An 18,857-nucleotide genomic window follows, 5' to 3' on the forward strand; every position below is an offset into this window, starting at 1 on the left:
CATTTCGCAATTTGGAACTGATTTTAGTATGATAGTTACATTATTAAATAAGGCTTTGTTAAAAGTGAATGTTGATTTCCGTTCCAGGCGCTTCGCTTTCCGCGGGGCGGGCGGTGAGCCTCCTCGGCGCTAAAGCGCCTGCGGGGTCTCACCTGTCCCGCTGCTCCCGCAGGAGTCTCGCGCCTTCCACTCCAATCAACATTGTGCTCAAAATCAACAATGTGCTTTAACACAGCCTAAAATAAAAATAGTCATAGGGAAAGGAGGCCGTGTTTTGGAATATATTGATGTTAAATACGTACAAGACGCTATTAACCGCTTTGCGAATAAGGATGTCTACATTCACCTGGAAACGACCAACGGTGCCTATGCATCACACCATGATCAATCTTTCTTTTCCGCTGGCGCCTATTTCCGTAATGCGCTTGTCCGTTACGAATTAGGAAAAATCACCGGAACTGGCCCTTACCGTGTCGGCCTAAAAATAAACCTCGGCTGGATTTATGCTGAAGGCCTTACACATTTTGAAATAGATGAAGAGAATCACCTATTACTAGCCGGCCACGACAGTAAAGGTAAACTTGCCGTAGCGCTGGAAATCAGCAGTACACCATTTGCTTAACCAGAAAGGAGCATGAACTATGGAAAAAGAGCGCCATGTTTTGGTTGTTTTCCCTCACCCTGATGATGAGGCCTTTGGTGTATCCGGGACGATTGCGACCCATGTACAGAATGGAACGCCTGTCACCTATGCTTGTTTAACCTTAGGAGAAATGGGACGCAACATGGGAAATCCCCCATTTACCAACCGGGAAAACCTGCCGAAAATCAGAAAGAAAGAATTACAGGAGGCAGCCCGAGTTTTAGGCATCCAGGACCTAAGGATGCTCGGATTCCGTGATAAAACGATTGAATTTGAAGATGAGGATAAACTTGCCAACACGATGCTGGCTTTAATCGAGGAAGTCAATCCTTCCCTCATCATTACCTTTTATCCCGGCTATTCGGTCCATCCTGACCATGACGCCACCGGTGCGGCCGTCGTCCGTGCAGTTGAAAGAATGCCTGCGGGCGAACGTCCTGTCTTACACTGCGTCGCCTTCTCGAATAATTGCGTCGAGGAGCTTGGGGAAGCAGACATTGTCAATAATATAACCCCTGTCGCTGACAAAAAATTGGGCGCCATTCGCGCACACCGCTCGCAAACCGAGCAGATGTTGACTGATTTGGAAGAAAAGTTAAAAAATCAAGACCCGCAAGTCATGGTCTGGATTAATAATGAACGGTTTTGGACGTATACCTTTTAATAGGAAAAAGCCCTTTCATCCGAAGGGCTTTTTCTCATTAAAATCAAGTTTGTTTTACCAAATAATGTCTAAATAGCCAAAACCCCTTAAAAAGTAGCCAAAACAGCGAAAAAAATAGCCAAAACCTCTTGAAAAGTAGCCAAAACCCTTTGAAAAATAGCCAAAACTCAAAAAAGCGCTTTTAAGGAGAACCCACCACTTTTAATATTCCCGATGCAGCAGTGTGCACAGTCCACACCAATCCAAAATGACAATTTTCCGTGATTTTAAATCAATAATCGATTCCTTCTTCAACTTTGAAAACACACGGCTGACACTTTCCCGCGTTGTGCCGACAACCGTCGCAAATTCCTGAACCGTCAACGGAATTTCGATGTTCCAGCGGTTCTGGCCGGTGTTAAACTTGTTCCCCAGCCGCTCAAGCGTCTTCACCGTTTTCGCATAGACATCGAGCAGGGCCACATCCCGCAGCTGTGTGGTCATTTCCCTTAAGGCATCACTCATATAGCTGATCATTTGCATCGCAAGCTCAGGGTGATCGGCTAAATCCCGCTCTAATTCCAACTTGTCCAAAAAGATGACCCTGCCATCCTGAAGCATCGTTGCTGTCGCCGGATAACGCTCTGTCTTTTGGGTAAACAAGCAGGCCTCGGCAAAGGCATCTCCCTTTTGTTTGACGCAGACAATGATTTCATTGCCATTTTCATCTTCTTTCGTCAGCTTAACTGCCCCCGAATGAACGAAATAAACCCCTCTTGCCACTTCATCCTCAGAAATAATCTTATCGCCCTTTTTTAATTCAAATGTTTGAATTCGCTTTTCAATTACCTGGAGCGACTTACGTGATAAATCCTTGAAAATGCTAATTCTCCGAAGTAAATTTTCATGTTTTACCTCTTGATAGACTAAAAGATGCGGATTCTCCATACAATCGGAACGATTCACATTACCCACCTCCTATCCCACATCGATAATTACCATCCATTGTAACCAACTTTTTTCCATCATGTAGTGACGAGATTCACAAAAAGTTCACCCTTTTTCAAAAACAGAGCGTTGCCATTTTTTCAAAACACTTTCACAAAACGTTCATTTTTTCAAAACCGCGATTTCCCTAGTTCTTACCAACCTCTTCACAAAACGTTCAAAAATCTCGATAAAGATGTGCTCTACATCACAATTTTACTGTTGACCAGCGGGTAGGATGAAGTTGTTCATTTTTATTAAAAGGAGGGGGACTTTCATTGCAAAAAGCAATCATTAGCTTTGTTATCTTTGCATTACTCGGTTTTGGCCTTGGGTACCTCGTATTTGGAGTCATCATGGGGGACTCTTCGAAACAACCGCAGGTGGGGCAAACAGAAACAAACGACGAAGCGACAACGAAGGAAGAAAATGCAGCAGCCACTTCTTCCGCGAATGAAGACAATATCCTTAATCAAAAGGGATGCCTTGGCTGCCATAGTGTGGAAGCACTCAACATAAAAGGCGGGGCAGTCGGACCTGACCTTTCACAAGCGTTTGTTAACGTAGAAGGAAAGCATGGCAAGCCGATTGAGGAATTCTTAAAAGAGCCTACATCTGCCGTGATGTCAGGCGTTATTAGTAAAAGTCCATTAACAGATGACGAGCGCAAGCAGGTTCTAGACCTATTAAAGCAAGCATCTGAAGCCAAATAGAAAAGCGGAAGCGCCTGTTCTGCGACGTATGGATTGGATCCGCTCCGTATGAGATAAAGGAAACACGAAGAGCGTTAGCGCATTCGTGCTTGACTTATCGTAAGGAGGAGAGGGCCAATACACTAGTCGCAAGGCGCTGGAGCTCGACAAATAGAAAGGAGAGTGTAAGTAAATGAAAAAATGGATCCCAATTGCCTCCGGTTTGCTTGCCGGCTTTATTGCCGCAACAATCACATTCGCTGACTTTTCCGCAAAGACAAACACGGAAGCTGCTTCAAGCAACAAGAGCGATGCTGAAAAGGTTTATGTACCATTCGGACAAAAAGATGATTATTATTTATTCGCATCCGGCGGCCACTCTGGACAGATGTTTATCTATGGTGTGCCATCATTGCGCAAAATCCGAACAATTCCGGTCTTCTCGCAGGATTCTGCAACAGGTTATGGTTTTGATGAGCACTCGAAAAAATTAATGGGCGGTTATACGTGGGGGGACCTGCACCATCCGGCCTTCTCGGAAACAAAAGGCGACTATGATGGAAAGTGGATGTTCGCGACTGATGTCGGCAACAGCCGCGCCGCCGTCGTTGATTTGGAAACCTTCACGACAAAAGATATCATCAATGTTCCAAACACAGCCGGTCCGCACTGTGCCGCATTCGTAACGGAAAATACCGAGTACATGTTCCTGCCGACTCGTTTCGCTGTACCGGTCGGGCAAAAATATGAATCACTTGATAACTACAGCCAAAACTATCGCGGGGTTATGTCAGCGGTAACCTTTGATGAAAAGAATGTAAAGTTAAACATTGCTTACCAGGTTGCCCTTCCGCCTTGGTCCTATGACCTTTCTGATGCGGGTAAAAAAGGCTCCGCCGATTGGGCCGTGATGACCACTTATAATACGGAAGAAGCAACAACCACATTAGAAGTAAATGCTTCGCAAGCAGACCGTGACTATATCGTGCTTTTCAACTGGAAAGAGCTTGAGAAAATGGTCAAAGAAGGCAAGTACGAAGATGTCGATGGGCAAAAGATGATTTATCCGGAGAAACAAAAGGGCGGCATTTATTTAGTGCCGGTCGCTAAATCACCGCACGGAGTCGATGTTACTCCTGATGGGAAATATTTCATCGCCTCCGGGAAACTGGCCCCTGCGATGACGGTCTTTTCGTTTGAAAAAGCATTTAAAGCTGTTGAAAACAAAGATTTTGCCGGTGAGCGTAACGGGATTCCGATTCTTAATTACAAATCTGTAATGGAAAGAGAAGTAAACCCGGAAAATGCCCTTGGACCGCTTCATACTCAATTTGATGACAAAGGCATGGCCTACACAACAATGTTCATTTCTTCAGAAGTCGTAAAATGGGATCCGAAAACGGGGAAAACATTAGACCGTGTCCCTGTTCAATATTCGCCGGGACACTCTGTTGCTGCAGAAGGCGACACCGTCTCACCTGATGGACACTGGCTCGTTGCTCTCAACAAAATTGCCAAGGACAGCTACTTGTCAGTCGGCCCGTCACATCCTGAATCGATGCAGTTAATTGACATCAGCGGCAAGATGAAGGTCATTCAATCGGCACCGGTTGACCCAGAGCCTCACTATGCCCAGATGATTAAGGCCGATAAGATTAAAACAATCAACGTTTATCCAAAGGACGAAAAGAATAAAGATGCCGTTTATAAGCAAAATGATACAAAAATTGTCCGTAAAGGCAATGAAGTACACGTATATGGCATCGCGATGCGCTCAAGATTCATTTTCGACGCAAAAGCAAAACGCCCGGACGTAATTGAGGTTAACGAAGGAGATCACGTCTTCATCCATTTAACCAATATTGACTTTGATGAAGATATTACCCACGGTTTTGCAATTAACAGCTATGACTTGAATATAGAAGTTCAGCCTGGCCAAACAAATACGATTGAGTTTACCGCCGATAAAGCGGGGACCTTCCCACTCTATTGTACAAACTTCTGCTCAGCACTGCACCAGGAAATGAACGGCTACTTCTTAGTAAAACCGAAACAATAAATGATTTCAGTGGGTATCAATTAGAAAAATTGGTACCCACCTCCATTTATCTTTATTTGCACTATAAAAGGAGTGGTTAACTTGAATGATAGCAGCAGAAAAAACAGTAAATTATCGATTACGTCTTCCTTGCTAATTGGACTATCAGCTATTTTAATCGTCGTTTCCTTATTTTTTCCGTGGTGGAAGATGGTCTTTTATGCACCGCAATACCCGGAAGGCTTAAATATTATCGTCTATCCGAACAAGCTCGAAGGAGAAATTGATATTATTAACGGGCTGAACCACTATATCGGGATGTCGAATTTCGGTGCGGAAAATTTCCCTGAATTATCCTACCTTGCCTATCTTGTTGGCGGATTAGCCGTTATAACCCTATTAACGGCGATTCTTCGCAATAAGAAAGTGCTTTACGGGCTGATTAGCATCTTCGCGATTGGCGGTCTCGCCGGCGTAATGGACCTCCATTTTGCCTTACAAAAATACGGAACTAATTTAAGTCCAAAGGCGCCGATAAAAATTGACCCATTTGTTCCGCCGATTATTGGTCAAAATACAGTGGCCAACTTTGTCACCCACAGTTTACTAGGTACAGGCATCTATTTTGTCATCGCCGCCTTTATTCTATTACTGATTCCGGTATGGAAGGATCGAAAAAAATGAAAAAACTAATGCTCTTATCTTTCATTTTTTCCCTGTTTTTAGTCATGAAACCTGAGAAAAATATGGCAGCCGAAAACTTACAAGCAATCATCGACTCCATGAAAGAGGGGGCGGTATTAAAGCTTGAAAATAAAACCTATGAAGGCAATATCGTCATCAATAAACCACTGACGATGACTGGCAAAGCCAAAACCGTGATCAAAGGAGACGGAACCGGGAACGTGATTTCGGTCAAGGCACCGCATGTAAAGTTGAGCCAGTTAACGGTGTCAGGCGGAAGTATGGACCGCAACTCCAGCGAGGAATACGCAGCCATCAAAATCTACACAGATCATAATGTGGTTGAACACGTCACCATCCGCCATTCCTTTCACGGTGTTTATTTAAGTAAGGCCCACGATAATACTATCCGCTATGCCGATATTAAAGGGATGGGAAAAGGGGAAATCGCCGCCCAGGGCAATGGCATTCATGTTTTTTACGCCAATGATAATCTCTTAGAGCATAACACCGTCGACGGCACCAGGGACGGGATGTTCTTTGATTATGCCAATCGAAACAAAAGCTATGACAACAACATCACCCATACAAGATACGGTCTGCATTACATGTACTCAGACGAAAATATTTTTAAACGAAATGTGTTTACAATGAATACTGGCGGCGCTGCTGTCATGAACTCGAATCACCTGAAACTAGAAGACAACCAATTCATCATTAACTATGAAAACCAATCGTTTGGCCTGTTACTGTTGCAAGCCAATGATAATGATATAAGAAACAACACCTTTTACATGAACCAGCGGGGCTTGTATATTGACCAGGCGACGAGGAACACGTTTAAGAGTAACCGGATCATTCAAAACCAGATTGGCATTGAACTGTGGGCCAGTTCTAACGAGCAAACGTTCACGCTGAACCGAATTTCCGAAAATACCATCCCTGCTGTTACCCTTGGCGGCAATAGCGAACACAATGCTTGGAGCAAGAATGGCAAAGGCAACGACTGGGGCGCCGCCTTTCCACTCACCGATTTCAACCAAGACGGGATCGGCGACTTTCCGGTGATCTATCATTCTTCCCTCCATCAGCTGATTGAGGACCAAGAACTGACCAATCTATTTTTAAAAAGCCCGGCGATTTCAATTTATGAAAAAATCAATGCGACATTAAAGGACGACGAAGTTATGTTTCAAGATTCACACCCACTAGCGGCTGCAAAAGCTCAGCATTCTTGGATTCTATATCTTGTCATCGCGGGAGCTGCCGCGTTGATTTTCCGAAAGGGGAGACATCGACTATGCATTATATTTGGAAGGAATGGAAGGAAAATATAAGGGGTAAAGGGCTCTGGCTTTCAATAAGCATTATTGTGCTCATATCTGTCAGTATTTTGTTCCGTTCCACAGCTCTTTCCTTTGATAAAGGCTTTTATGTTTTGTTAATCAATCTATTTGATACGCTCATCTACTTTATTCCGATTCTCTGCCTGTTTATCGGGGCGTTCTCGATTTTTCAAGAAAAGGAACAAAAGACGCTGATCATGCTGCTCACGAAGAAGGACAATTATCCAAGCTTTTTAGTTAAAAAAAGCCTCGGGCTTTATACGGTTGTGCTTGTCCCGCTTATCGTCTGGTTTTTCGTCTATTTGCTGCTATTGAAGTTTACCTTGCAACTCGATATCAAAAGCTATTTGGTGTTTGTGACAGCGATTGTCCTGATGACGCTTCTATTCTTGCAGATGGGCGCAGCGATCGGGAGCTTCAGCCGCTCACGGATGCAAATCATCGGCTATACGATCTTTGTTTGGTTTTACTTTTTCTTCCTGCACGATTTTATTCTGCTATCGTTTTTACCTGATGTTACCTATGAAAATGTAAAATTCTTTTCCGCGATTTACTATTTAAATCCGCTTCAGTCTGTAAGGATGTATCTGGAAACCGGGATGGGTGTGTATTCGTTCGGTCACATGTCGAGGCTTATGCAGGCCTTTATGTGGACGAAGCCGGTCTTCTTTTTGCTCGGAAATTTACTTGTCTGGCTTGCGGTTTCTGTTGGTACCGCAATTGTCTTCAACCGTAAGGAGGGCTATGAATGATTAAGGTGGCGCATTTAGACCAATCGTTCGGAAAAAAAGCAGTGTTAGACAACGTTACGATTGAAATTCATAAAAATGAAATCTGTGCCCTGGTTGGCCGAAATGGTGCCGGGAAATCAACGTTTATTAATAGTCTCCTAGGCTTGCTGCCTGTTAAACAAGGCTCAATCGCGATTAACGGGATGGAAGTCACTAAGAAAAACAAGGCTTGGAAAAAGGCAATCGCCTACTTGCCGGAAAAATTTATGCTTTATCCGATGCTGACCGGGCTCGAGAATATGACCTTTTTTGCCGAAGCTGTTGAGAAAACCGCCGATTTGAAACGAATCGAGCGTGCACTTCGATCGGTCAGTTTGTGGGACGACCGCAATGTCCAAGTGAAGTCCTATTCAAAGGGAATGCTCCAGCGCCTCGGCTTGGCGATTACGCTTTATCAGGAATCCAGCATCTTGATTTTGGATGAGCCGACAAGCGGCATTGACCCGATGGGAAGAAAGGAGATCCTCGAGGTCCTGAAATCACTTCAGGATAAAACGATTCTGCTGTCGTCGCATCATCTCGATGAAATCCGCCAGGTTTGTACCCATGTGGCCTATCTAAATGAAGGAAAAATGGAGAAATTTACGGTAGAGGAATTTTTGGAAACACACCATTTAGGGGGGATTGAATCATGAAGAGGCAGACGTTGTTTGCGACTTTGCTGCTAATGCTGATGGCGATGCTGACTGGCTGCAGTTCGGGACCTGATTTTACAATCAAAGTAACAAAGGAGCTTTATTACCAGCAGGATACCGAGGCACCGTTTGAAATTAAAGTAACCGAAGGGAAAAAGGCGGTTAAAGGCCTCGATGTCTCCGCGGAATTTTCGATGGCCAATATGGATCACGGCACAACGGATGTGAAGTTAGCGGAGGGCAAAGACGGTACTTATTCCGGCAATGTGGCGCTGCCAATGAGCGGAAAGTATGAGGTCGCTTTTACGTTGGAAAAGGACGGGAAGAAATCTGAAGAAGTCATTAACCTCAACGTTGTGAAGGCTAAAGGGGTTGCCACGATAAACGGAGAATGGATTACGAATGAGGATTTAGCTTTTTATCAATTGATTAATCAGCTTCAGCTGGCAATTAACCGGGAAACGGCGCAGCAAAAATATACGGGTAAACAGTTGGAGGAAGAGCTTGCCTATTTAGACTCACAGGAGAAAATTAGCGATGATAAAAATCAATTATTAACACAGATTATCCGCCTGCGCTCCATGGCCCTACTTGCCGATGAAAAGGGGCACAAGGCGGCGGATACCGAGGTTGACGCGGCAGTAAGCAAGGCGCGCGAGCAATATAATCGATTCCCATCTGCTAAAAAGTTGATTCGTGACTACGGCGAGGACAAGTTTTGGGCAACGGAAAAGCAGCAATATAAGATGATTGTGTTATCCCGGAAGGTCCAAGAGGATATTGTTGCGCAAGTGAAAAAGGAAAATCCGAAGGCCGGCGAGCAAGATGTCCTCTACCAAGCCCAGCAAAAATACGAAGAACTCCTCGTCTCCCAAGTAAACTCCTTAAAGATCGAAATTCTTTAGGGAGTTTTGGCGTTTCAATTGGCGGATAACAGGCTCCAACTGTCGAATTAGCTGAGTCAACTGTCGGATAACGCTTCCCAACTGTCGAATAAGATGAATCAACTGTCGAGTAACGCTTCCCAACTGTCGAATTAGCTGAGCCAACTGTCGGATAACGCTTCCCAACTGTCGAATAAGCTGAGTCAACTGTCGGATAACGCTTTCCAACTGTCGAATTAGATGAGTCAACTGTCGGAAACCCCTTCCCAATTGTCGAAAAGGCAAAATTCCACCGGGTTCTGTCCTCATGAATCATTTCATCTCATCCACCCGAACCCGATACATTTTGTCGTCCTTCTCATCGGGATTTCCTCGGCCGTCAGTGTTGTTGCTGACAAAGTATAAATAATTTCCGTCAACAAACACATCACGTATTCGCCCCAAATCACTAATAACCACCCGACTCTGCTTCTGTTCCACATCAAACACTCGAACAGCATTCCCTCTTAACTCCGCCACATAGAGCTTGCCGTCAACTGCCGCCATCCCGGAAGGAGCCCAAGTTACCTCGGCACCTGACTGGAACAAAGGTGTTTCCATCTCCGCCTTTTTCTCTTGCCCCTCTATAACCGGCCAGCCAAAATTCCCGGCAGCCTTAATACGATTGATTTCATCATGTGCCGATTGACCATGTTCGCTCGCATATAACGTCTCTCCAATCCACGCTAACCCCTGCGGATTTCGGTGACCATAACTATAAACATATGAATTCGGGTACGGATTATCCGCTGGAATCGACCCATCTAAATTCGTTCTTAAAATTTTCCCATTTAACGAACTGAGATTTTGAGCAACAGAGGGCGTCGTCGCATCACCCGTCGTAATATAGAGCTTCCCATCAGGACCAATCTTCATCCTGCCGCCATGATGATAGGCCGCACTCGGAATGCGATCAATCAGAATCCGCTCCTCTGTCCATATACCGGCGTTATGCCCTAAAACAACAACACGATTAAATTGCCCCCCGCCATCATCCGTATATGTATAATAAGCAAATGCCTTTTGATTTTCAGAAAACTGAGGGTTAAGAACAAAGCCAAGCAGCCCTGCTTCAGCCGCCTCGGCCAGCGGCTTTTCTAAACGCACTCGCTGACGTTCGATTTTACCGTCTTCCACTTTTACGATACTTCCAGTTCGTTCACTAAGATAGAAGGTTTGCCCAAGCTTATCAATCGACCATGGGACAGCTAAATTTACAGCCACAACATCCACTTCAGGCTCAATGACAGCCGCCTCATCCGCTTGCCCGCCATCCTCCTTTTTTTCAAAAAAAGAACAGCCTGAAAGCAGCAACATCAGCACCAGTAAAATAGAACCAACGCGGTACATAGACACCTCTTCCCTCCTATAACACTTCCAAAATCGCCTTCGCGACGCCGCTTTCCTCGTTGGTGTCCGTTATCACATCACATAGTGACTTAATTTCATAATTAGCATTTCCCATCGCCACCGATCTGCCGGCTTTTTCAAACATGGAAACGTCGTTATAGTTATCGCCAATCGCCATTGTCTCCGCCATGGAAATCCCTTTTGCTTTGGCAAATGCTTCAAGCGCCAGTCCTTTTTGCGCCTTCTTATTGGTTACTTCAAGGTTTTCTCTGCCTGAAGCGGAAACAGCGAGGTCGTCAAAAGCTGACAGCGATTTGCCGGCTGCTTCCAGCTTGTCAGTATCAAACGAGAAGACAAGCAGCTTATAAATTTGATACTCATCGTCACTAAAGAGAATTTCATAATCTTCAACCGTATGAACTAAGCCATCACGCAGCCGTGCTCCGGCAGCAAAGATAATCTCTTCACGGTTTACTTCGGGATTGGCGCTGACGATAATGTCAACGAGCGTCGAAACGGCCTTATCCGCGTCAACCGTGAAGGCACCCTTATTGGTATACACCTCAAAATACACATCTTGTTCCCCTAATTTCGCCGCAACTTCTCTTGTCAATTGCTTGCTGATTGGCGTTGCTGAAATAACGTCCCCAGCCTTCGAACGGACCTCAGCGCCGTTGACGCAAATGACCGGACAGTTTACCCCCGCCTCAGCCAAGACATAGGTCGCCTCTTGATAGGACCTGCCCGTCGCTACGACAAATTCTACTCCTTGAGCTTGTGCTGTAATAATAGCTTGTTTATTTTCCTCACTAATTTGTTGAATCGAATTTAATAATGTTCCATCCATGTCTGATGCAATGCATTTTATCATGCTGTCAAAATCCACCTTTTCTTAGTTTTCATTAGTGCCATTCTAACACGAACGACCTAAACATGATTCCCTTTTGCTCAGTCCAGATACTTACTGCCTTCGCGAACACTTAATGGCGCGAGCGGCAGAGCTTCGATGAACTTCTTGACGGAAGCCGGATTGGTCTTCGAGTATTCGCGCAGCGCCCAGCCAATTGCCTTTTGGATAAAAAATTCCTTACTATCGGCATTTTGCCGTATGTAGTGATAGAGCAGAGCATCATTCGTTTTACCTTTATATTTTAATTGAAAAAGAAGCGCTGCCCGCCGGAGCCACATATTTTCATGAACAGCCCAGCCATTAATCGTTTCCGCAATCACTTCTGGAAACTTTTCAGCAATCTTGCCAACTGGCTTTGGTGCAATCGCATCGACAGTATCCCACCACGATTTCGTGGTAATTAACTTCTCCATAAACGGCAAATCTGATTTTTCCAGCTTATTCAGCGATTTTTCCAGATAAGTCAGGGCCGTATACTGGTATTCCCGCTCCTCCTTTTCCCAAAGCGCCATCACAAATTCCTTGTTAAACGGCTCCTTCAAAATCCCCGTTTCCTTGAAAAATTGCTTTTCTAATTCTTTTCGCAAAGGGGATTTAATCCCTAAAAATTCAAAATGACTCTTCATATACTTTTTCATCGGTTCTGCTTCCGCGTCATGACGATTTTCAATGAACAACTCAGATAACAAATCCACATTTAATGTCAACCACATCCATCCTCTCCAAATAGTCTTATTTATTAATTCTATTATCTCCCATTTTCCCCTTTATTTTTTCCGCATAAACAAATCTCCAGATGCCACACTAAAATATGCAGATAAGGAGGGATACCATTGACAAAAAAGTTTAACAAGGGCAGCCGTAATCAAAATTCCCCGCAGGCAGGAAACGCCGAGGCGGAATTTGCCAGTGAGTTTGTCAGCGGCGATAACAGCAAGGGCAATAAGCGCAACACGAAAGCCCAGAAAAGCAAGACCAATCCACAGTGAAAAGGTGCCGGGATTATTCCGGCACCTTTTATATGAATAAGCGGCTATTGACCATTTGCCTCCGCTAATTCCTTGATTTCCTCCGCAATCTTGGCCTGAATCCCTTCGACAACGGAAAAATCCATCGCCGCAATATAAATCGCTTCAAGCTCATCATGGAGCTCTTTTGCCTTTGCAAGATAGCTGGTTGCCTCCGTCATTTTGCTTTTATATCTCGCCGCTATTTTACTAATGATCTCGGCAAAAAGATCATCCGTTCCCGGGTCAATCAAAATTTCGTACATATCGATGATTTCATCGCCGTCCCTGCTCGGAAAATATTCATGCGGGGCCGTACTATCAAAAATAGCCACACCCAGCTCTCTGAAAATGAGCATATCCAGACTATGCGGATCGAAGCCGCAATGATACACTTCGACATCGACACCGCGCTCCTCAGCGGCAGCGGCCAATTTTTTCAGCATCGTCGATTTTCCGGAGCCAGGGCGTCCTTTAATGAAATAGCGTTTCGGAATCCCCTCCGTTAAATTCGGGACAAAATCAACAGCACCTTTTGGCGTGGCGGCCCCTAAGAACCGATGGCGGACATCCGCAGTCTTATTCAACTTCATTTTTCCAAAAAAGGTGTCAATGAGCTTTCTTGTCAATTGGTCGGCCTTGTTAAAATCCATGCTGTTAATATAAATTTTTTCCCAGTCATCATGAATTTCCAACGCTTCCTTAAAGGTCGCGTACGCCTTCTGGAACAACTGACTAATCTGATCCGTCAGCTGCTGGATTGGTTTCTTTTGAACCGCAAGCGCCCTTGCATTCCAAGCCTCGCCCAAGTTTATATATTCTTCCACTGCTCCTGGTGCTTTCGGTTCAATCACATGCGGCGCGGTCCCATCAACGATTCCAACCTTCAACACCGGGATTAACACGCCATCAATCGAATTATTATCAGAAGAACAATGCAGAAATTCAACATTATAGCCCTTTTCAATCCACTCATGGCCAATTTTCTTCATTAGTGAGGATTTACCTGTTCCCGGACCGCCTTTTAAAATGAATAAGCGATCAAGTCCCTGGAGGTTGGAATCGTACAGATTATGGAACCCCCTAGCTGTATTACCGCCGGCAAAATAATTTTTAATTTTCCCTGCCACTCATCAACACTCCCTTTTACATAACAATCAGAAAGATTAATTTCACCTTATCTTATGCTACTGTCATTTATAGGTGAGTGCCCATGCTAAAATTTCATTTCTTCAAATCGGCGATTTCTGCTTTCGTTATTTCCTTTAAGTCCTCCGGCTTGAGCACGATTTGAACGCCAATTTTCCCGGCACTGACAACGATTGAATCAAGGAGCAGGCAGTTTTCATCGAGGAAGGTCTGATACTCCTTTTTCATCCCAATCGGTGAACAGCCGCCGCGGATATAACCCGTCCATTTTTGAATATCCTTCACAGGAATCATTTCGATATTCTTTTCAGCGGCTGCTTTAGCGGCCTTTTTTAAATCCAGTTCTGCAGCAACTGGAATAACAAAAACATAGATATTTTTGCTATGTCCTTGGGCAACAAGCGTTTTATATACCTCGTTTACGTCGCGGCCAATCTTCTCCGCCACCGAAACGCCATCTATTTTTCCATCTTTATTATCATATGTCAGCATCTCATAACTGACCTTTTTTGCATCCAAAATGCGCATTGCATTCGTTTTTACCTGTGCCATCGCTCCATTCCCCCTAACATCCTCTAACAACAGCATACTAAAAAAGTGAGAATACACAAAATCCACCAAATTTTGTCACCCTTTTGTCACTCTATCAATCCACTAATATAGTAAACTAAAATTATCCAATATACTTACATCCAATATTGTGAACTTGTTCACAAATCATTTTTCAAAAAATACATAGAAAACAATTTGAGGTGGTTAAGATGAAATACGATTTAGTTCTCCTCCATGCGCCAAGTGTTTATGACTTTCGAAAAAACTCCCTGCTCGCCGGCCCGATCAGTGATGTGGTGCCGTCATCACCTGTGTTTGAAATGTATCCCATTGGGCTGACAAGTATTGCTGACTATTTAGAGCGCTACGGGCTGCGGGTGAAGATCATCAATATCGCTAACCGGATGCTGATGAGTGAGAAATTCGATGTCGAAGCGAAGCTAAAGAAAATTCAAACAAAGGCATTCGGCATCGACCTTCATTGGCTCCCGCATGCCCATGGCAGTATTGAACTTGCAAAAATTGTTAAAGCCATCCATCCCGAAACACCCATCATCTTCGGCGGCTTGTCGGCGACGTATTATCATAAAGAATTAATTGAATATCCGTGTATCGACTTTGTCATGCGCGGCGACTCAACCGAAAAGCTAATGCTCCTGCTGATGAATAAACTTGAAGCGGGGAATACCCATTATGCCGACATCCCTAATTTAACCTGGAAAAAGGGCAGCGAATGCGGCTTCAATCCGATTACATATGTGCCAAAGGATTTGGATGATATCGACGTTCCGGGCTACCGCTATACGATTCGTTCCGTATTTAAATATCGTAATTTCCTTGACCCGCTCCCCTACAACGGCTGGCTCCAATACCCGAACACCGCTTTATTAACCGCGCGCGGCTGTTCGCAAAACTGCCTCATCTGCGGTGGTTCCCGGGAGGCCTATGACCAAAACTGCAACCGTAATACGCTGGCATTACGGTCGCCCAAGAAGCTTGTTGAAGATATTCAATTTATTTCAAGATTCAGCCGGGCACCGATTTTCATTCTCCATGACCTAAGGCAGGGCGGACGTGAATATGTCACTGAATTTTTCAGCCGGCTGAAAAAACTGAATCTGAAAAATGAAATCGTCTTTGAATTATTCCAATATGCCGATGAAGAATTCTTCAAGCAAATGAATGACAGTGTCCCAAAATATAGCATTGAAATTACCCTTGAAACCCATGATGAAAACATCCGACGCTATAACGGGAAATTCAGTTGTACCAATCAAAAAGTCATCGATACGCTTAATTTTTCCTTAAAGAACGGCTGTAAAAAAATTGACCTGTTCTTCATGGTCGGAATTCCCGGCCAGACCTACAAAAGTGCCGTTGAAAACATTGATTTCTGCGAAACGATTCATTTAGCCTGTCAGCAGGACCCAAGAATTTTTTACTTTGTGGCACCGCTAGCACCGTTCCTTGACCCGGCGAGTCCTGCCTTTGAACATCCGGAAATCCATGGCTATAAAAAACTCTGCCATACCTTGGAGGACCACAGCACGGCGATTACCCAGCCATCATGGAAGCATATGCTTAGTTATGAAACAAAGGATATGACCCGTGATGATATTGTGAATTCGACCTACGAAGCTGCGCAAAAGCTAAATGAGTTTAAATTAAAATACAATCTCATCGATCAAGCCGGCTATGATGATATTAAAGTGAAAATCGAAAAATCGATGGAATATATCGAAAAAATTGATTATCTTCTCTCACTGCCTGAAGAGCAGCAGGCGGAGGAATTAGCAAAAATTCAAAAGGAGATTGAAGAATTAAATAAATATAGTATCTGTGGGAAGAACGAATTAAAGTGGGAAGTCCAAAAGAATTATGCTAATTTCTTTTCGCTGGCCTTAGTCGGTTTAGAACAGCTTTATGAGGATTACGTAAACATCATTAGAAATCGCTTACGTCCAAAAAGACGCCAGCAATTCCAGCTTGATGCTAAACAAAGAGAAATGAAAATGTAAAAAAAGAAGCGGGAACTCCTGACTTAGGCGCTTCCGCTTCTTTTCTTAATGCCCGCCCAAGTAGGCAGCTCTAATTTGATCGCTTTGGTGCAGTTCCTCCGATGTACCGGAAGCGACAATTTTTCCCGTCTCAATGACATAGGCACGGTCGGCGATGGATAATGCCATATTGGCATTTTGCTCAACCAAAAGGATGGTTGTGCCCGTTTGATTAATTTCCTCTATAATCCGGAAAATTGTTTTCACGAGCAGCGGGGCAAGACCCATGGAAGGCTCATCTAACAGCAATAGGCGCGGTCTGGCCATCAATGCCCGCCCCATGGCAAGCATTTGCTGCTCGCCGCCTGATAGCGTTCCTGACAGCTGCTTACGGCGTTCCTGCAGACGAGGAAAAAGCTGAAACACTTTTTCAAAGTCATCACGGATCCCTTTTTTATCTTTCCTTAAGAAAGCTCCTAATTCCAGGTTTTCCTCAACCGACATGTTGGCAAATACACGACGGCCTTCCGGTACCTGCGAAATCCCCCGCTTCACAATTAATTGCGGGACCTTTCCAGCCAAATGCTCGCTCTCTAACAAGATTTCTCCGTTCTTCGGCTTTAATAATCCAGAAATGGTTTTTAACAGCGTACTTTTCCCGGCGCCATTGGCACCAATCAGTGTGACAATTTCACCCTGTTTGATGTCGAGGGAAACTCCTTTCAATGCATGAATATTTCCATAGTAAACATTAATATCATTTATTTTCAGCATGTTAAGAGACCTCCTCGCCAAGATACGCTTCGATGACTTTTGGGTTATTTCTGATTTGTTCCGGGGTGCCCTGGGCAATCAATTGACCGTGGTCAAGCACATATATTCGTTCACACACGCCCATAACAAGAAGCATGTCATGTTCAATTAATAGAATCGTTAACGAAAAACGTTCACGGATCAGGGCAATTAAATTCATCAGCTCCTCGGTTTCCTGTGGGTTCATCCCGGCAGCAGGTTCATCAAGGAGCAATAATTTTGGATTGGCCGCCAGCGCCCTGGCAATTTCAAGCCGGCGCTGCTGCCCATATGGCAGGTTCTTTGCCTGTTCATGCATGACCGACTCAAGCTTAAAGATTTTTAAGAATTCAATCGCCTTTTCCTCCATTTCCTTCTCACCGGAAAAATGGGAAGGGAGGCGGAGGAGGGAGCTGACAATCGAATGCTTGGCAAGCGAATGATAGGCAACCTTTACATTATCAAGCACAGATAAATCGCTAAACAGTCGGATATTCTGGAACGTCCGGCTGATTCCTTTTTGATTAATTTTATAAGGGGCCAGCCCATTTAATTTTTCGCTGCCCAGCGAAATCATTCCTTCAGTCGGAACATAGACGCCTGTTAACAGGTTGAAAAAGGTTGTTTTGCCAGCACCGTTCGGGCCAATTAACCCGACGAGTTCTCCCTGATTTAATTCTAAATTAACGTCCGAAACGGCCTTTAAGCCCCCAAAACGGATGCCGACATTTTCGACTTTAAGCAACGGTGTTTTTTCCGTCATGATGTACTCCTCCTTTAGCAGCTTTGCCTAGTTTCAAGAAAGAGGTAATTTCTTTCGAGCCCATCAATCCCTGCGGACGGAAAAGCATCATTACAATTAGGACAAGGCTGTAAATAACCATCCGTACTTCTGGATAACTGGAAAGGAAGGTTGAAATGATCGTTAAAGCAATAGCTGCAATCACTGCTCCCGACATACTTCCCAAACCGCCGATCACGACTAAAATCAAAATATCAAACGATTTCAGAAACCCGAAATTTGGCGGCTGGATAATATAAAAGTTATGGGCATGAAGCGCACCGGCAACACCGGCAAAGAAGGCACCAATGATAAACGCCATTACCTTATAAAATGTCGTATTAATCCCCATCGCATCTGCAGCAATTTCATTTTCCCTAATGGAAATACAGGCTCGTCCATGCGTCGAGTTCGTGAAGTTGACGATGACAACAATCGTAATGACGACACAGGCAATCAGCCATGGCCATGTTGTTAGATGGGTTACCGTCATTCCGCTGGCCCCGCCGATATAATCAATATTTAAAAAGACAATCTTGACAATCTCACCAAAACCAAGGGTGGCAATCGCCAAATAGTCCCCTCTCAGTCTCAGAGTTGGAATCCCGATAATCAGACCGGCAATCGCTGCCGCCGCACCGCCAGCGAGGATGGCCACTGGGAAGGGCAGTCCTAATTTCATCGTTATGATGGCGGAAGCATAGGCCCCAACCGCAAGGAAACCAGCATGTCCAATCGAAAACTGCCCGGTAACGCCGATAATTAAATGAAGACTGGCAGCAAGGATGATATTGATGCCAATCGAAAATAACGTGTTGACATAGAAGGAGTTTAAGGTCCCCCCGTTAATGAGTAATTGCGTGACAACCGAAAAGATAACGACTAGAACGATTGTGCCCCAAAAACCTTTTGCTTTTTTTAATAGATTCATCGCGTC

Annotated in this window: 22 protein-coding genes; 13 read left to right on the forward strand and 9 right to left on the reverse strand. The window is 44.4% G+C overall.

Translation table 11 applies throughout. The features are described 5' to 3' along the window. Window positions 1–274 precede the first annotated feature (274 nt). Both ACIQCO_RS21295 and bshB2 read left to right on the forward strand, forming a co-directional pair. Window positions 275–622, forward strand: coding sequence for a YojF family protein (locus tag ACIQCO_RS21295; RefSeq protein WP_400432282.1), 348 nt, complete (start codon window positions 275–277; stop codon window positions 620–622). 19 nt (window positions 623–641) lie between these two features. Next, entirely contained in the window at window positions 642–1,307 is a 666-nt protein-coding gene (gene bshB2, locus ACIQCO_RS21300; protein ID WP_400432285.1) for a bacillithiol biosynthesis deacetylase BshB2, read from the forward strand. Window positions 1,308–1,508: 201 nt separating this feature from the next. Here the strand turns inward: bshB2 and ACIQCO_RS21305 are convergent, their stop codons facing one another. Then, complete coding sequence (locus ACIQCO_RS21305; protein ID WP_400432288.1) at window positions 1,509–2,252, reverse strand: Crp/Fnr family transcriptional regulator; 744 nt, start codon at window positions 2,250–2,252, stop codon at window positions 1,509–1,511. A gap of 299 nt (window positions 2,253–2,551) precedes the next feature. Between ACIQCO_RS21305 and ACIQCO_RS21310 the strand changes: the two genes are divergently transcribed. The 9 genes from ACIQCO_RS21310 to ACIQCO_RS21350 all read left to right on the forward strand — a co-directional run bounded on the left by ACIQCO_RS21310 (window position 2,552) and on the right by ACIQCO_RS21350 (window position 9,583). After that, entirely contained in the window at window positions 2,552–2,986 is a 435-nt protein-coding gene (locus tag ACIQCO_RS21310) for a cytochrome C (protein ID WP_400432291.1), read from the forward strand. 172 nt (window positions 2,987–3,158) lie between these two features. After that, complete coding sequence (nosZ, locus tag ACIQCO_RS21315) at window positions 3,159–5,024, forward strand: Sec-dependent nitrous-oxide reductase (RefSeq protein WP_400432294.1); 1,866 nt, start codon at window positions 3,159–3,161, stop codon at window positions 5,022–5,024. An 81-nt stretch (window positions 5,025–5,105) separates the two neighbouring features. Beyond that, a complete protein-coding gene (locus ACIQCO_RS21320) occupies window positions 5,106–5,687 on the forward strand; it encodes a hypothetical protein (RefSeq protein WP_400432297.1) in 582 nt (193 codons plus the stop codon). Continuing rightward, entirely contained in the window at window positions 5,684–7,024 is a 1,341-nt protein-coding gene (nosD, locus tag ACIQCO_RS21325) for a nitrous oxide reductase family maturation protein NosD (protein ID WP_400432300.1), read from the forward strand. The genes ACIQCO_RS21320 and nosD overlap by 4 nt, the downstream gene beginning before the upstream one ends. After that, complete coding sequence (locus ACIQCO_RS21330) at window positions 6,988–7,785, forward strand: ABC transporter permease (RefSeq protein WP_400432303.1); 798 nt, start codon at window positions 6,988–6,990, stop codon at window positions 7,783–7,785. The genes nosD and ACIQCO_RS21330 overlap by 37 nt, the downstream gene beginning before the upstream one ends. Next, window positions 7,782–8,459 (forward strand): ABC transporter ATP-binding protein, encoded by a 678-nt coding sequence (locus ACIQCO_RS21335; protein WP_400432306.1) that lies wholly within the window; start codon window positions 7,782–7,784, stop codon window positions 8,457–8,459. Before ACIQCO_RS21330 ends, ACIQCO_RS21335 begins: the two co-directional genes overlap by 4 nt. Next, on the forward strand, window positions 8,456–9,364 hold the full coding sequence (locus ACIQCO_RS21340; RefSeq protein WP_400432309.1) for a FixH family protein: 909 nt from the start codon (window positions 8,456–8,458) through the stop codon (window positions 9,362–9,364). Before ACIQCO_RS21335 ends, ACIQCO_RS21340 begins: the two co-directional genes overlap by 4 nt. Window positions 9,365–9,424: 60 nt before the next feature. Beyond that, entirely contained in the window at window positions 9,425–9,499 is a 75-nt protein-coding gene (locus tag ACIQCO_RS21345) for a hypothetical protein (protein ID WP_400432459.1), read from the forward strand. 9 nt (window positions 9,500–9,508) lie between these two features. Beyond that, the gene (locus ACIQCO_RS21350; protein ID WP_400432462.1) at window positions 9,509–9,583 is read left to right on the forward strand and encodes a hypothetical protein; all 75 of its coding nucleotides are present in this window, start codon (window positions 9,509–9,511) and stop codon (window positions 9,581–9,583) included. A 72-nt stretch (window positions 9,584–9,655) separates the two neighbouring features. Here the strand turns inward: ACIQCO_RS21350 and ACIQCO_RS21355 are convergent, their stop codons facing one another. From ACIQCO_RS21355 to ACIQCO_RS21365, 3 genes are all read right to left on the reverse strand, one after another. Next, the gene (locus ACIQCO_RS21355) at window positions 9,656–10,732 is read right to left on the reverse strand and encodes a PQQ-dependent sugar dehydrogenase (protein ID WP_400432465.1); all 1,077 of its coding nucleotides are present in this window, start codon (window positions 10,730–10,732) and stop codon (window positions 9,656–9,658) included. Between the two features lie 16 nt (window positions 10,733–10,748). Continuing rightward, entirely contained in the window at window positions 10,749–11,603 is an 855-nt protein-coding gene (locus tag ACIQCO_RS21360) for a Cof-type HAD-IIB family hydrolase (RefSeq protein WP_400432312.1), read from the reverse strand. A gap of 77 nt (window positions 11,604–11,680) precedes the next feature. Beyond that, window positions 11,681–12,355 (reverse strand): DNA alkylation repair protein, encoded by a 675-nt coding sequence (locus ACIQCO_RS21365; protein WP_400432315.1) that lies wholly within the window; start codon window positions 12,353–12,355, stop codon window positions 11,681–11,683. A gap of 120 nt (window positions 12,356–12,475) precedes the next feature. On the opposite strand from ACIQCO_RS21365, the gene ACIQCO_RS21370 reads away from it, so the two are divergent. Then, entirely contained in the window at window positions 12,476–12,631 is a 156-nt protein-coding gene (locus ACIQCO_RS21370) for a hypothetical protein (protein WP_400432318.1), read from the forward strand. Between the two features lie 44 nt (window positions 12,632–12,675). Here the strand turns inward: ACIQCO_RS21370 and ACIQCO_RS21375 are convergent, their stop codons facing one another. Both ACIQCO_RS21375 and ybaK read right to left on the reverse strand, forming a co-directional pair. Beyond that, window positions 12,676–13,779 (reverse strand): PRK06851 family protein, encoded by a 1,104-nt coding sequence (locus ACIQCO_RS21375; RefSeq protein ID WP_400432321.1) that lies wholly within the window; start codon window positions 13,777–13,779, stop codon window positions 12,676–12,678. A 94-nt stretch (window positions 13,780–13,873) separates the two neighbouring features. Further along, a complete protein-coding gene (ybaK, locus tag ACIQCO_RS21380; protein WP_400432324.1) occupies window positions 13,874–14,350 on the reverse strand; it encodes a Cys-tRNA(Pro) deacylase in 477 nt (158 codons plus the stop codon). 209 nt (window positions 14,351–14,559) lie between these two features. Here ybaK and ACIQCO_RS21385 point away from each other — a divergent pair, with 209 nt between their 5' ends. Next, complete coding sequence (locus ACIQCO_RS21385; protein WP_400432327.1) at window positions 14,560–16,368, forward strand: TIGR04190 family B12-binding domain/radical SAM domain protein; 1,809 nt, start codon at window positions 14,560–14,562, stop codon at window positions 16,366–16,368. A gap of 45 nt (window positions 16,369–16,413) precedes the next feature. Here the strand turns inward: ACIQCO_RS21385 and ACIQCO_RS21390 are convergent, their stop codons facing one another. From ACIQCO_RS21390 to ACIQCO_RS21400, 3 genes are read right to left on the reverse strand one after another with little or no spacing between them, the layout of a single operon-like run. Continuing rightward, entirely contained in the window at window positions 16,414–17,121 is a 708-nt protein-coding gene (locus ACIQCO_RS21390) for an ABC transporter ATP-binding protein (protein WP_400432331.1), read from the reverse strand. Between the two features lies 1 nt (window position 17,122). Next, entirely contained in the window at window positions 17,123–17,902 is a 780-nt protein-coding gene (locus ACIQCO_RS21395) for an ABC transporter ATP-binding protein (protein ID WP_400432334.1), read from the reverse strand. Continuing rightward, on the reverse strand, window positions 17,877–18,851 hold the full coding sequence (locus ACIQCO_RS21400; protein ID WP_400432337.1) for a branched-chain amino acid ABC transporter permease: 975 nt from the start codon (window positions 18,849–18,851) through the stop codon (window positions 17,877–17,879). Before ACIQCO_RS21400 ends, ACIQCO_RS21395 begins: the two co-directional genes overlap by 26 nt. Window positions 18,852–18,857 lie beyond the last annotated feature (6 nt).

It is taken from the genome of Neobacillus sp. NPDC093127 (assembly GCF_044754175.1).
Lineage (GTDB): Bacteria > Bacillota > Bacilli > Bacillales > Cytobacillaceae > Neobacillus.